The sequence below is a fragment of the Robiginitalea rubriflava genome (assembly GCF_052540725.1).
In genome coordinates, this window is the sequence record NZ_CP199309.1 from 946,571 (window position 1) to 960,456 (window position 13,886).

Consider the following 13,886-nt stretch of genomic DNA (forward strand, 5'->3'; position numbering starts at 1 on the left):
TGCTTCTTTTATAGCTTTAAGCGGGTTTAAAATTAAATAGAGATAGCCCTTTAGGCTAAATTGCAAAACCCAGTTTTTTGTAATAAACTTAATCTCAAATTCCACCGCTATGAAAAAACAAAAAACCATTTTCCTGCTAAGCTTTCTTTTGATGCTAACCCCCGTTCTTAGGGGCAATCCAACAAACCCGGACGCAGACTATTTCTTGCTTACTGATGGACAGATTGTATCGGGCGAAATCGTAAAATTCGGATCCAATGCATTTAAAGTTAAAACCAATAAAGGTTTGATCCGGATCAAAAACGCGGATGTTACCCTGGTCGCCATTGGTCAGGAGCTTACCTCAGGGGAAAAAATGAAGTTGGGAATCCTGGATGGGAAAAGGTATGCAAAGAACAAAGGCGGCAATCTGGCGGTTGGGTTTTTTTTCGGCCTCATTGGCACCGCAGTCGTCTACGCATCATCAGACCAAATGCCCAGCTACAAAGCCACTGAGGGCCCAAACAAAGCCCTTGTGGATGACACTGACTATTTATTGGGCTATGCCAGAGGTGCAAAGAAAAAATCCGGTGGAAATGCATTGATAGGCTCGGCAATTTCTTTTGGTTTGTTTGCAATTATCGCGAGTACATCCCTATAAACTTCCTTACTGTTTAAGATTGCAGAAATCTATTCAGACTTGGATGGAAACCTGAAGGCAGAAGCGAAATACCGAACTTATAATTTCATTAAAAGCACGGGGATTCAGATAGAACAAAAGAACCAAAAAAACCTCAAAAGTACGGCCGGATCCAGGGCTAATTACTTGATTTTTATCATATCATATTAATTCTGAAGGAGCTACCTTGGAATATTCCCATTAACTTTAAGGGACCCATCACCTAAAGGCAAACGGCTTCATGAAGGATTTTTTTGAAGAGCTTAAAAAGCGAAATGTCTACAAAGTGGGCACAGCCTATGCTGTGGCAGCGTGGCTGCTATTGCAGGTTACAGATCTTGTGGGGTCGGGCCTGGGCTGGCCAGAATCGGTCACTCCCTTACTTATCAGGATCCTTATCGTAGGCTTTCCAATAGCCCTTATCCTTGCCTGGATCTACGAATTAACTCCCCAGGGCTTTAAAAAGACAGGGAGTTCTCAGGCTGAAACACCGGAGAACAAAAAAGTGGGCCGCAGGCTCAATCAATTCATTATCGGGATACTTGCTTTGGCCCTATGTGTTATGCTGGTGGAGCGTGTGTTTTTTACCGGATCCGAAATGGCTCCAGGCAACTCCGAAGCCTCCATAGCCGTCCTTCCCTTCCAAAACGACAGCCCGGACGCCTCTAACCTTTATTTTTGCGATGGGATCACTGAGGGGGTAAGGGAGAATCTCTCCAGGATCCCCGGCCTCAGCGTGATCTCCAGAACCTCCGTGGAACGGTTCAGGGAAAATCCCCCTTCCGTAACTGAAATCGCGAAAACACTGGGGGTAGATTATATCCTGGAGGGAAGTGTGCTGCGCCTTGAGGACCGGTCCATCATCCGGGCAAGGCTGATCTTCGCCCCGGAGGACCGTCATCTGTGGTCCGAACAGTACGACAGGGAACTGAAGGATATTTTTACAGTGCTCACCGAGGTAACCAGCAACATAGCCAATGCCCTTCAAACGACCATTTCACCACAGTTGCTGGAGCATATAGCAGAGAAACCAACAGAAGACCTCAGGGCTTATGATTACTACCTGCAGGGAATGAAATACCTGACCGGTGACCTGGGCGGAAGTGGCAGGGAGGACCTGCAAGAAGTGGATCGGTTGTTTCAAATGGCCCTGAAACGTGACAGTACCTTTGCCCAGGCTTATGTAGGCCGGGCGATGGTCTTCCAGCAGCAGCACCAGTTTGAATTTTTTGAAAATAAAATACTTCTGGACAGCATGCTTTACCTGTGTAACAGAGCCATTGCCCTGGACCCTCAATTAGCGGACGCATACTGGATACGGGGGAAATTCTATGATGATTTTATGTACGAAATCCCCAAGGCCCGGAAAGACCTGGAACGCGCCCTGCAACTCAACCCCAACCACGTACAAACGATCGGTCAACTGGCCTGGTTAAAGAAAGTCCATTCCCATGATATCGTCTCTGCCCTGAGGTTATTTAAAAAATTGCAAAAACTGGACCGGTCTCCCGATGGCCAGTTCGGGTCCTATGTCTCTTTATCACAGACCTATTGGCACTTATGGGATCATGAAAAGAGTTTGGGGTACCTGGAGCAGGCAATGGATTTGCGCCCGGGCGTGCTGGAAGGTCTTAAAGCGTGGTATTTTCTACAGCTGGGAAGGTTCGAGGAGGCCATAAACCTTGCAGATAAAAGCTGGGAGCAGTCAGCAGCCGGCCTGGCAGCCCTGGGCTTTTTTAACCTGCTTCTGGAGGATTACGAGAAGGCTTTGGGGTACTACCAGGCATGGGAGCAACTGGTTGGAGGTGGAGGGGTACAGGACGGGTCTGAACTGAGGGACTGGCATCGGTATGGGCAGGTACTCCTGGCGCTGGGAAGAAATGAGGAAGGGCAGAAGTTGATGCAGCAGCAACTGGAACTGAACAAAAAATTGTCGGTCAACTATAAAAACGCCCATGGGGTATTATACGAAAGCGCCGGTATTTATGCCATGCTTGGAAAGAAACAGCAGGCCCTGGAAACCCTTTATAAGTTCGATAGCATCAACCGCTGGGATGAAGGTAAGCTGCACTTTATACAGCTAGATCCAATGTATGATAATATCCGGGGAGCAGAAGCCTTCCAAGGTATCATCAATAAACGTATGGCCGAGATCCGCGCGGTGCGGGACGAGGTCACCCGCCTGGAAGCAGCAGGAGCACTTTAATTGCTGATCATTTCCGGTTTCCCCTTAAATTCCAACTTGGGGATGTTTTCCGGACAGCGCAAAAAAAGAGTCCCGTGGCAATTTCGAAAAGCCATGCTAATTTCACAAATCGCTCCTGAAAATTTTAAAACCTGTCCCAATTCCTACTCCAGGCAAGATTCCGGATATCCATAAAAGCCCCTGTTTTTAAATTGTCATCAGATAAATACAGGCACCATGAAAAACAAACGAACCTACCACATCCCCCTCACCTTCTTACTGGCTCTCCTGATGGTATTCCAAAGCTGTACGGTTTACAAAAAGCAAGCTGTCTCTCTGGAAGAGGCTGTACAAGCACGTAAAAAGACCAGAATAACTATGGCTGATGGAACCGTTAAAAAATACAGCTACATCACTTACAGGGATGAGCAGTATTTTGGGGTCAAACCAGCCGAATCAGCCTCCAAAAACATGATTGATGAAGTACTTCCTTCCAATGCCGTCAGTACCGTTAAAATAAAAGACCTGAAAGCCTCGAACAGGAGGTCTGTAATTCTTGCAGGGGCACCCGCAGTAGGGTTATTGGCTTTTGGGTTTTGGTATTTTTCTACCGGAGACTGGGTAGATTGCCTTTATAACTGCGATTAGCAGCCTGCCCGATTACTCCCCTTCTCCAAAGACGGTATTATCGATCATCCACCCCATGATCCACCAACGGCTGCCGTCATAAAATAGCGTGATGTTATTCACCCCTTTTTCAAAAGCTTCTCCCTCCGGCGTCCTGGAGATCTCCTTCCGGCTCCAGACCTGGGCCATATTGCCTTTGCGTTTTACCTCCCTGCTGGTTTCCCGTTCCCAAAAACCCTGTGTACGTGGCTTGTTATCCCCGTGAAATTCTTCAAGGCGCATCACTCTTACCCTGGGATGGCCTTCTTCATCCATGTTGGAGATGGCTACCCAGGCATCCGGGTGGTGCAGGCTACGGTCCCGCTCAATATCGGCGGCTTCCCCGGCCGGCCCCGAGACTACCTCGTAATAGGCTTTGATGATCCCGTCAATGGTGGCCACGTCTTCCGCTTGCTGGGCTTTTAGAACAAAGAGATTATTTAACAATATTAACCCCAATAGCAAGCTGTTTGTTCGGATGCGTTTAAGCTGTTTGAAAGGGCAGCGAAAGAAAGTCAAAATAGAGTTCATATAATAAGTTGCAGATAATAAAAACTTAAACCACGGTTATGTCCAGGTTATCCTAAAGATATGTTTTACTCTGTAAATGAGCTCAATTCAATAACTGCGAAATCAGGGCTACACTGAAAATAGTCAGCATAAACCACCCGACAAACCCCTGAATAATGGCCAGGTAGCGGGGAATGCCTTTGATGGGGATTTCCCCGAAACCAAGGGTAGTAAAGGCGTTTACCGAGAGCATCAGCGCATTGAGGGCCTTGATGAAAAGGTCATAGATTACCGTCATAATAAATGCCCCTGTAATCAGGATGGATTTCCATATCCTTTTGGACGGTGGCAGGTCTTCCCAGCGCCCTTTGATGATATCGAACCTTTTTAGAATCCTGGCTGACAGGGTGGTTCCCGAAATGGCCCACTTGTATATAGGGAGGCCGGTTGCTATAAAAAATTTAGGCACCTTTTGTCCTGAATCCCTTATCAGGTTTTTAAATTCTTCATATTGCATTAAATTCCTTTGCTTGTTTTCAAGAAAGACTTCGTCTATACCAGCATCCTTCCTGAGGTATTTCAAGAAAAAAGTATAGCGATCAATAAGCCTCTTACGGCCTTCACTATCCCAGGAATTGGGAAAGAGCATATAGAAAAGAGCAAAGATCAGGACTATATAAAGGGAATAAATGATTGATTGGGTTGGCCTGGTGCCGTAATCCGATATAATCCCCAAAAACTGATTCATTTTCCATGAAAACAGGGCAGACAAACTGCTCTCCTTATTGTAATAATAATGAAGCTGCATGGTTTCAAAATCCTTCATTTCGGAGTACATCCTGTTGTAATCCCGGATATTTCCCCTGCTTCTGAAATGTTCGGTAACCCTCCTGTATACATTGAAAAACCTTTCAGCGGCAATGCTGTCGTGAAAAGCTTCATAAGACTTTGGTCGCCAAGTCTTTGCCGCATTGTCTTCATTGCTATATACCCCTATATTCCCTCCGAGCTGATCGTAATAGAGTTCACTTTTATAGCTGCCAAATTCAACATTGGTCATATCGACCAACCCCTGGAAGTCGTTCCCGATCATCGTAATATCATCAATGCTCATTTCAGAAAAAGCCAGGTCCGTCTCGAAAGTGTTCTTCCATAATCGCAAGGTATATAGCCTTCCGGAAATTATAGTTTTACCGAGGCTGTCCCTCTGAGCAAATTTGTTCCTGGGAAGAAATACCCCAGATTCCTCGTGGTCAGTAAAAAATATATTGTTTTTTAAGTCTTTTCTGTTTACAGGGTCAAAAACACAGCTGAATGCGTATATCGCCCCTTTGGCAAGACGAAAATTGACATAACTGTTAAAGGCAGATTCTACAAATACAATCCGGCCGTCGTCAACTTCCGGGTCCAGGGAAATCCTGGTTTCTGAATCAAATTTACATTTGATAAAATACAATCCGTCCTGGCCCTTTGCATCTGAAATGGTAACTGCTTTTTGAAACTTTACCTTTGCAAAAAATGGCTGTTGGTTTTCTACGGCGATTGGACCAAATTCAATGTTTTTTAATAAAACCTGCCCCTGAACATAGATGGTGTCGAGTTCAGCCATATACAGTGAATCTCTCGCTTTGGTAAACCTGGCATCTTTTACCGGATCATATGCAACAACGGCCCCATCCAGCCGAAAAACTGAGTCGGTACAGGCTGCCATCCTATCCAGCAGTTCCTGATAGGAAAGGGTGACTTTGTAGGTATTCTGTCCTGCGCTGTCCTGCCCGAATCCCGGGCAGATCGCAAAAAAGAAAGTAGTAATTAATATTAGGTTTTTCAACTAATGAGGGTTGGTTGCTTCCTAAAGATAGGGATTCCTTTCCTTTGAGTTGATTTTAATTGGAATGATCAGCCTACTAAGTATCGATAACCTAATAACCCTCCGCCTGCCCGCCCTTGCGGGATTCCGAAGCCCCGTTATACACTCTGTTTTCAAGGACCTCCGCTATATCCTGGTAACCGCTACAAATCCTGCAACTACTCGAAGGACCGCTCTCCGTTTATAACCCGCTTTTTTTGGGCTTACCCCAAATTCATTGATAGTCTCCGAGCCTGACCCAAATCATTGGGATAAAATACCCCTGTGGATATATTTGAAAAGCTTTAAGCACAAGCTTTGGATTTGCATCCACCATTCGCTAACCCCTCTCTATTTCTATTCTATTTAATCACTAAAAACAACTATTATGAAAAAGCTATTGACAACAGTGATCGCCATGGCTGTAATTGGTTTTATGGCATCATGCGAACAATCCGACGATAGGGTATATGATGAGGCAACGCCACTAAAATACCAGGCATCACAAATGCGTACCCTCGGATTGAACCTGGTATTTACAGGCAATTACGAATTCCCGACGCATGGCGCAGAATGTGCTGAAGGAACCTTCCCGGTACGAAATGCGGGAGCAGGTACCGGGACCCATTTTAAAAAACTCACTTCTGTCTTTGAATTTTGCGTCAGGCCAACCGGCCCGGGATCCGGCTCCTATCCGGAGGGTTACATCAATGCGTATTTTGAAGACGAAAACGGAGACCGCCTCTTCATTGAAGTGGCCGGGGAAGTGTTTGCCGGAAGGGTTCCAGGTATGCCCAATTATGCCATTTCGTATTTCAAAGACCCTTTCGTTATCCTTGGCGGGACCGGAAAGTTTGAAGGGGCTTCAGGAGAAGGTGTCACCAATGATTATAATTTTATAAATAAGGATGGCATCCAGCAAACCAGCCACCACTGGCAGGGTACCATTACCATGAAAAAAGGCAAGAATTAAGCTTTTTATCAAGCGCGCTTGCTATTGTTAAGGTAGCTATCTCAGCTTTGATTATCTGGCTATTTGCGCTTCTGTATTGCATTTGCCAAAATAGCCTTCCTTCAAAATTTAGGCCCTGTTAGCCTTGAATACCAGGGCCTTAATTTTTATTTGCAGATACTTTAACAGATCCATAAACCACAGCTTTCATTAGGTTCACAACAATTTCTGCGCAGTGCAATAAACAGCTCTTATTTTTAGCTGCTTTGTGTTCAACAGCTATGCCCAACATACTTTATCAGTGTTTTATTCGAAAAGGCCTGTTCGTACTGGTTTTTTGTTCTTTTTTGGCGCCCAACCTTTTTGCCCAGGTAGCCGGAGACTTCCGCTCTGTGGGTTCCGGAAACTGGACTAACCCGCTTATCTGGCAAACCTATAATGGTACCACCTGGGTTGCTGCCACCAATTATCCGGGTGCCCTTGCGGGAACCAATGATGTCTATATACAGGGTGGGTATACCGTGGATCTTGGCAGCGCTGTTCCCAATGCCATCAATAGCCTTTTGATAGGTGACGGCGTCGGAGGTACGGACACCTTTCAGATAAGTAACAACGCCACCCTGAATACTCCTTTAGTGGAAATCCGTACGGGAGGGTTTATGGTGTGGACCAATAATGTAAGCCTGTTTCTGCCTTCGGGGGCCCAATTCCGGATTGCAGGAGGAGTACTGGATGACGGCAAACCCTGTAGTGCAGCCAAGAGATTAGTTATCGGTTCCCAGATATACTCCACCTGTAACGGGGGTGCCGGGGTAGATTACAGTTTTGAAGACCTGCAAAACGAAGGAGGATCACTGGCAGCCAACCCTTCCTCCAACAGCCCCATTTGTGTAGGAACCACCCTTACCTTATTCGCCAATGCGACCGGTGCTGGCTCTTCCGGAGCCTCCTATAGCTGGGTGGGTACGGGGCCCGGAACTTACAGTTTCAGTTCAACAGCCCAGGACCCGACGGAAACAGGCCTGGCAGCAGGTACCTACACCTATACGGTAACTGTGACGGATGGAGGGGGATATTCATATAGCGCGAGTACGGAAGTAGTTGTAAACAGCGGGGTAACCATCACCAGCCAGCCAGCCAGCCAGCAGGTTAGCCCGGGAAGCAATGCGCTTTTTAGTATTACCGCAAGTGGTGTCTTAAGCTACCAATGGCAGGTCAGCACAGACGGGGGTACAAATTATTCCAATATTTCCAATGGAGTGGAATACTCGGGTACCCAAACCTCAGACCTGACAGTACTTGCTGCAGACCAGGCCAAAGACGGTTATATCTATAGGGTGCGGATGACAGCATCCGGGGGGAGTTGCCCGGTGACTTTCTCAAATCCGGCCACTTTAACGGTACAGGCCGGGATGATCATCAGTAACAGAAGGGTTACCTACCGGGTAATTAATTAATCTCTATATCCTTATATCGATACCTGCTGCCGTAAACAGGCGGTAAATAAACTGTATTTCAACCTCATCTACCTTGCCATCTGCGTTGGCGGCCTCATTGAGTAAGCGCGCCAGGGTTTGTTTCTGAGGGTCCGGCATGGTTTTCAGGACCGCAATGGCCTCTGCCGGTTCACAGTCCCTGGCTGCCTGCAGGAGCTCATCATCAAAACCCATTACCTTGGCCAGTTTATCCATGTATTTGATCTCCTCGGTTGTAACCTTATTGTCAATCCTGAAAACTTCATCTACAGCTTTGATGACAGCGAGTTTTTCTATGAGGTTAAATTTCATTAAGACTTTCCTTTATCTGTTCAGGTCACAAAAATACTAAATAGTACCGGTCGCTTCAAGCCAAATTAGGGCAGAAAGCAGTAGAAAAATAAAAGCCGGAAGTGATTTTTTAAGGGGGTCTTTCACCCGGAAATGCATCCAAACGGCGCCGAACATCAAAAACCCCATCCCGGCTGAAGCAGGGATGGCCAGGAAAGGGATATAAATTGATACCATCAGGGAGATGGCGCAAATCAGTTTCAAAGCCCCAACCATATACATCATGGCTTCCGAAAGGCCGTAGGCGGCAAATTCTTCCTTCATAGAGGCGGCATTGGCACCCCGCCAGGCGGTGGGCCGGTTAAAGCGAATCAGCCAAACATTGACGATGCTTATAAATATGATGATTTTCGCAGCCAGTATTAAATATTCCATATCACTTTTTTCCTTAATATAGGATTCTCCCTTCGGGATTGCAAATTAAGGATGGGGCCCTGCTATTTCTAATTTGTTTCTGAACCTACAGAGCATTCGGGAGGGATTAATTTGTATTTTCATCCCATGAAACTGGAGAAAAACGTGCTGGGCGGTACCCTGCAATCCTGTTGCACAGATCCGCTAACCGGCTTTTACAGGGATGGCTTCTGCAGGACAGGGCCTTCCGATACGGGTACCCACGTGGTCTGCGCAATCATGACCGAAAGCTTTCTGAATTTTACTCGCTCCCGCGGAAATGACCTGAGCAGCCCCATGCCCTATTTTAATTTTCCGGGCCTCAAAGCGGGAGACAAATGGTGCCTCTGTGCTTCCCGTTGGAAAGAAGCGTATTTGCAAGGAGTAGCACCAGCCGTTGTGCTGGAGGCAACCCATAAAAATGTGCTGGATTTCGTGGAATTTGAATGGCTGCTGGAACACAAGTATAGCGTAGATTAAGAACACGGTCAGAGTTTTATTCCGTAAGCCAGATCTCCGGCGTCGCCCAACCCAGGAATTATATAGCCCCGTGCATCCAGTATTTCATCAATGGCTGCAATCCAGAGTTGGGTTTGTTCCGGGAAAACACGGCTTACTCGTTCTACCCCGGCTTGTGACCCTATAACTGAAATTATATGTATCTGGGCCGGCTCCCCGTGAGCACTAAGTGCCTTCAAAACGTTTTCAAGCGTTTTCCCGGTGGCCAGCATGGGGTCGGTCAGGATCAAGGTTTTGCCACTCAATGCAGGGGCAGCAAAGTATTTCACGATCACTTCAAAATCATCAGAAGCTTCTTCATGCCTGCGATAGGCAGAGATAAATGCATTTTCAGCTCCGTCAAAATAATTGAGTATTCCCTGGTGTAAAGGCAGGCCTGCCCGAAGTACCGAACATAGTACCAGAGGATTATCGGGTACTGCCATAGATTTGGTCCCGAAAGGCGTTTTTACTTCACGGGTGCTATAGCGGAGCGTCTTGCTGAGCTCATAAGAAAGGATTTCCCCTATACGTTCAATATTCCTGCGAAAGCGCATAGGATCTTTTTGAACCCGGCTGTCGCGCAGTTCGTAAATGAACTGGTTCAATACCGAATTTTGTTTGCCTATATGATGGGTTTGCATTCTGAACTACTGGAGGACGCGCCCCCTTTAACGGGTCTATATAAGCTTTTTGCCAAGGTATTGTATGGATTACAGGTAATCGACTTCAACCCCTATATCTGAGAGGATACGGTATATGAGCCTGATTTCCTGTTCCGCAACCTTTCCGTCCGCATTGGCCGCCTCGTTTAACAAGCGGGCAAGAGTGTTTTTTTTGTGTTCCGGAAGGGCCCTGAGAATACCCATTGCCTGGGTCGCATCAATTTTACGAGCTTCCCGGATCATGTCCATTTCTATTTTAAGAATACTGGATAATTGTCGAATAAAAAAAACCTCTCCTTCATAAATGCGGTCGTCGATTGTGAGCACCTCATCTATTGCCTTAATAATGGCTAACTTTTCTGCTAAATTGAAATCCACCATTGCTTTATTTTTTAGTAATTCCATTTCCTTTCCGACGCGGGGTAGCTTATGTTAAATTTACGAAAATAAGTTGGAGTTACAGCCATTAATTGTGTATTAAATGAGGCCGTCAGGCTCATTGGTATCTGTCTTAAATTTCCCGTATCCAACCGGTCCGGAGGCTTTTTTACGCTGCTGCAACAGGCGGGTACCTGTTTTCATATCTGCATAGCGGGGGTCCGGGATATAATCCTGCTTTTCCATTTTCAAAACCTCAATACTCAGGAATCCGAATTCACTCACCACCTTCCCGTAGAAACGATAAATCCCCTTTCCCCGAAAGCGGTACTTTGCTGCTACCGGGGGGAAATGTACCGTGTCGAACACCTCTCCGTAGCGGTCTATAAGCGTGGCAAAATGCATGCGGTCCCCTTTATGCGTTTTGGTGTTTTTAACAGTAACCAGGTAGCCGTAAATATCGATGCAACGGCCCAGAAAATCCTGCAGGTGTTTGCTTCCATGGGTATTGGCTGCCGGGCGGGCAAGCAATTCAAAAGGACTGCAGAGGCAGAACCCCAGCAGTTCCAATTGGGTAAATGCTGTTTCCAGGCGGGTGGCGTGCAAGCGGGGAATACTGTATTTGCGGTGCTGGGGCGGGAACAACCTGGGGTGTTCCGGCAATTTCTCCCCGGAAAGCAGCATATGGGCCTGCCAGAGCAGGTTGTGTTTCTCCTTCCCGGTACTGCGAAAAGCGTCTATACGAATCAGGATACTGATCTGTTCGATGGAAATAGGAACCCGGTCCAGGAAATCCTCCAGGCTGTGATACCTCCCGTGGGCATCCCGTTCTTTTACAATACGGTCCATGACCCGGGCCTCCAGTTCCTTCAGGTACATAAACCCCAGATATATATCCCTGCCTTCTATGCGGGTCTGCACCACAGAATGGTTGATACAGGGTTCGTGAATTACGGCCCCCAGCATCCGGGCCTCATGCACGTAGGTTTCTGGGCGATAGAAGCCGCCTCCGTTGTTGAGTACGGCCACCATATATTCCAGGGGGTAATAGGCCCTTAAAAAAAGGCTCTGATAGCTTTCCACGGCATAAGAAGCAGAATGCCCCTTGGCAAAGGCATAGCCTGCAAAACTCGCTACCTGTTTCCATATATCCGAAATCAGGGATTCTGCATACCCCTTCTTCCGGCAGTTATCCACAAAGGCCTTCTTTACCCTTTCAAATTCGTCCCGGGAACGGTATTTCCCGCTCATCCCACGCCTGAGCACATCGGCTTCCCCCAGGCTGAGGCCCGCAAAATAATGCGCCACCTTTATCACGTCTTCCTGGTAGACCATTACCCCGTAAGTGTCGGGCATAATATCCAGCAAGACCGGGTGGGCGGTGGCAGCCCGCTCCGGGTCGCGGTGCCTGAGAATGTATTCGCGCATCATCCCGCTTTGGGCTACCCCCGGGCGGATAATGGAACTGGCAGCAACCAGGCCCAGGTAATTGTCTACCTCCAGCTTGCGCAACAGCATCCGCATGGCAGGAGATTCCACATAGAAACAGCCCATGCACTGGGCGGTTTTGATAAGGTTGTTGATCACAGGGTCTTCCTTGATCCGGCGGATATCGTGTATGTCGATCCCTTCAAAGGCCTCCGGCTGATTGAAGCGCACGATTTCCAGGGCTTCCTTGATCTTTGCCAGGCCGCGCTGGCCCAGGATATCAAACTTAAAAAGGCCTGCATCCTCGGCAATCACCATATCAAACTGGGTGGTGGCAAATCCCTTGGGGGGGAGGTGGGTGGCTGAAAAATAATGCAGGGGTTTTTCGCTGATCAGTATACCCCCGGCATGTACGCTCAGGTAATTGGGCATCCCCCGGATCAGTTCCCCGTAGCGGAGCACCAGCCGGGCCACCTCATCCAGGCGGGAAGACTCGTATTGCCCATCACATAACTGGTCTATTTCAGCCTTGGGCAAACCGAAAACCTTCCCCAGTTCCCGGATAATGCCCCTGTCTTTAAAGGTCACGTAGGTACCCAGCAGGGCTACGTTTTCAAAGCGCTCAAAAATATAGCGGGTAACCGCTTCCCGGTCCCTCCAGGAAAAATCGATATCAAAATCCGGGGGGTTTGCGCGAAAAAGGTTGATAAAGCGCTCAAAATACAGGTCCAGCTCTATAGGGTCTACGTCCGTAATACGAAGCAGGTAGGCCACGATGCTGTTCGCCCCGCTGCCACGCCCTACATAGAAAAACCCCCTGCGGCGCGCCTCGCTTACAATGTCCCAGTTAATCAGGAAGTAGGCCACAAACTCTTTCTTTCTGATCAGGTCCAGCTCCTTTTCCAGCCGCTTGTATATCTCGGGGCCGGGCTTGGCGTAACGATAGGGCAGGCCTTCCCGGCATAGTTGTTCCAGCAGTTGTTCATCTTCCTCCCGGCTCCCGGTATACGTACTCAGGTTCTGCGGTTTCCGGTCTTCTGAAAAATCGAAAAAAATGTGGCATCCATCCATCAGGGCCTGGGTGTTTTCCAGGATAAAAGAGAATTCGGAAAAGGCCTTTGCCAGGTTTTCAACCGGGTACATCATCTCGTCGGGCGGGGCCTGTTCGGATTCCGGCAGCTTACTGAGCAGCACATTCTTATCGATGGCCCGGAGCAATCGGTGGGCATTGAAATCGCGCTTGTTGCGGAAGCTCACCGGCTGCAGCACCACCAGCCGGTCTTTGTACTCCCTGAGCCGGGAAAAGGGCAGCCGCCGCAAATCGCGCAGGGAAACCCCGATGAATTCCCACGGCCTGAAATCCTTCAGTTCATTCAGCAGTACTTTTTCAAAGGGATATATTACAAAAGCGTTCTGAAAAGCAGGGGCCCGTTCCGGAATAGGAAGCTTCCGGTGCAAATGTTCCGAGAGGAAGCGGTTCAGTTCATAATAGCCTTCGTTGTTGCGGGCGATCCCCACAAAGCAGGGGTCTATCCCGTTGCGAAAGTCAATCCCCAGGATAGGGCGGATATCAAACTCCTTTGCCCTGCGCACAAAATTCAGGGCGGCCGAAGTATTGTTGATATCGGTAAGGGCCAGGCGCCGCAGCCCATTTTCCCGTGCCAGGGAAAGCAGGTCGGCCTCGGAAAAAGTACCGTAGCGCAGGCTGTAGTATGTGTGACAGTTTATGTACATGTTTTTTTAAGGTTCAAAGTGCACATCAAAGCTTTCTAATCGAAAATGACTACTTCAAGGGCCCATTGCATCAGTATCTGTTATTTGCTCACCACTTGCAGTGGTTCGCTGTTGTTTTTCCTCCTTTCTTTTGCTCGCCCAAAA

Annotated in this window: 13 protein-coding genes; 6 read left to right on the forward strand and 7 right to left on the reverse strand. The window is 47.8% G+C overall.

Annotated features, from left to right (window positions below; genetic code table 11):
- Positions 1-109: 109 nt before the first annotated feature.
- The 3 genes from ACT6NU_RS04400 to ACT6NU_RS04410 all read left to right on the forward strand — a co-directional run bounded on the left by ACT6NU_RS04400 (position 110) and on the right by ACT6NU_RS04410 (position 3,491).
- Positions 110-640 (forward strand): hypothetical protein, encoded by a 531-nt coding sequence (locus ACT6NU_RS04400; RefSeq protein WP_445383248.1) that lies wholly within the window; start codon positions 110-112, stop codon positions 638-640.
- A gap of 259 nt (positions 641-899) precedes the next feature.
- A complete protein-coding gene (locus ACT6NU_RS04405; RefSeq protein ID WP_445383249.1) occupies positions 900-2,864 on the forward strand; it encodes a hypothetical protein in 1,965 nt (654 codons plus the stop codon).
- Between the two features lie 216 nt (positions 2,865-3,080).
- Entirely contained in the window at positions 3,081-3,491 is a 411-nt protein-coding gene (locus ACT6NU_RS04410; protein ID WP_445383250.1) for a hypothetical protein, read from the forward strand.
- A 12-nt stretch (positions 3,492-3,503) separates the two neighbouring features.
- On the opposite strand, the gene ACT6NU_RS04415 is transcribed toward ACT6NU_RS04410, so the two are convergent.
- Positions 3,504-3,968 carry a hypothetical protein gene (locus ACT6NU_RS04415; RefSeq protein WP_445383251.1) on the reverse strand — a complete coding sequence of 155 codons (465 nt, stop codon included), beginning with the start codon at positions 3,966-3,968 and terminating at the stop codon, positions 3,504-3,506.
- Between the two features lie 154 nt (positions 3,969-4,122).
- The gene (locus ACT6NU_RS04420) at positions 4,123-5,850 is read right to left on the reverse strand and encodes a hypothetical protein (protein WP_445383252.1); all 1,728 of its coding nucleotides are present in this window, start codon (positions 5,848-5,850) and stop codon (positions 4,123-4,125) included.
- Positions 5,851-6,256: 406 nt separating this feature from the next.
- Between ACT6NU_RS04420 and ACT6NU_RS04425 the strand changes: the two genes are divergently transcribed.
- Together ACT6NU_RS04425 and ACT6NU_RS04430 are read left to right on the forward strand one after the other, a co-directional pair.
- A complete protein-coding gene (locus ACT6NU_RS04425) occupies positions 6,257-6,841 on the forward strand; it encodes a hypothetical protein (protein ID WP_445383253.1) in 585 nt (194 codons plus the stop codon).
- Between the two features lie 260 nt (positions 6,842-7,101).
- Complete coding sequence (locus ACT6NU_RS04430) at positions 7,102-8,277, forward strand: PKD domain-containing protein (RefSeq protein ID WP_445383254.1); 1,176 nt, start codon at positions 7,102-7,104, stop codon at positions 8,275-8,277.
- 3 nt (positions 8,278-8,280) lie between these two features.
- Here the strand turns inward: ACT6NU_RS04430 and ACT6NU_RS04435 are convergent, their stop codons facing one another.
- Positions 8,281-8,607, reverse strand: a complete 327-nt coding sequence (locus ACT6NU_RS04435) for a TerB family tellurite resistance protein (RefSeq protein WP_445383255.1) — start codon at positions 8,605-8,607, stop codon at positions 8,281-8,283.
- Between the two features lie 36 nt (positions 8,608-8,643).
- On the reverse strand, positions 8,644-9,021 hold the full coding sequence (locus ACT6NU_RS04440; protein WP_445383256.1) for a DoxX family protein: 378 nt from the start codon (positions 9,019-9,021) through the stop codon (positions 8,644-8,646).
- A 126-nt stretch (positions 9,022-9,147) separates the two neighbouring features.
- Here ACT6NU_RS04440 and ACT6NU_RS04445 point away from each other — a divergent pair, with 126 nt between their 5' ends.
- The gene (locus ACT6NU_RS04445) at positions 9,148-9,519 is read left to right on the forward strand and encodes a DUF2237 family protein (protein ID WP_445383257.1); all 372 of its coding nucleotides are present in this window, start codon (positions 9,148-9,150) and stop codon (positions 9,517-9,519) included.
- An 8-nt stretch (positions 9,520-9,527) separates the two neighbouring features.
- On the opposite strand, the gene upp is transcribed toward ACT6NU_RS04445, so the two are convergent.
- The 3 genes from upp to ACT6NU_RS04460 all read right to left on the reverse strand — a co-directional run bounded on the left by upp (position 9,528) and on the right by ACT6NU_RS04460 (position 13,742).
- Positions 9,528-10,181 (reverse strand): uracil phosphoribosyltransferase, encoded by a 654-nt coding sequence (gene upp, locus ACT6NU_RS04450; protein ID WP_445383258.1) that lies wholly within the window; start codon positions 10,179-10,181, stop codon positions 9,528-9,530.
- A gap of 69 nt (positions 10,182-10,250) precedes the next feature.
- Positions 10,251-10,607 carry a TerB family tellurite resistance protein gene (locus ACT6NU_RS04455; RefSeq protein WP_445383259.1) on the reverse strand — a complete coding sequence of 119 codons (357 nt, stop codon included), beginning with the start codon at positions 10,605-10,607 and terminating at the stop codon, positions 10,251-10,253.
- A 72-nt stretch (positions 10,608-10,679) separates the two neighbouring features.
- Positions 10,680-13,742: a DNA polymerase III subunit alpha gene (locus ACT6NU_RS04460; protein ID WP_445383260.1), complete on the reverse strand. Its 3,063-nt coding sequence runs from the start codon at positions 13,740-13,742 to the stop codon at positions 10,680-10,682.
- Positions 13,743-13,886: the final 144 nt, after the last annotated feature.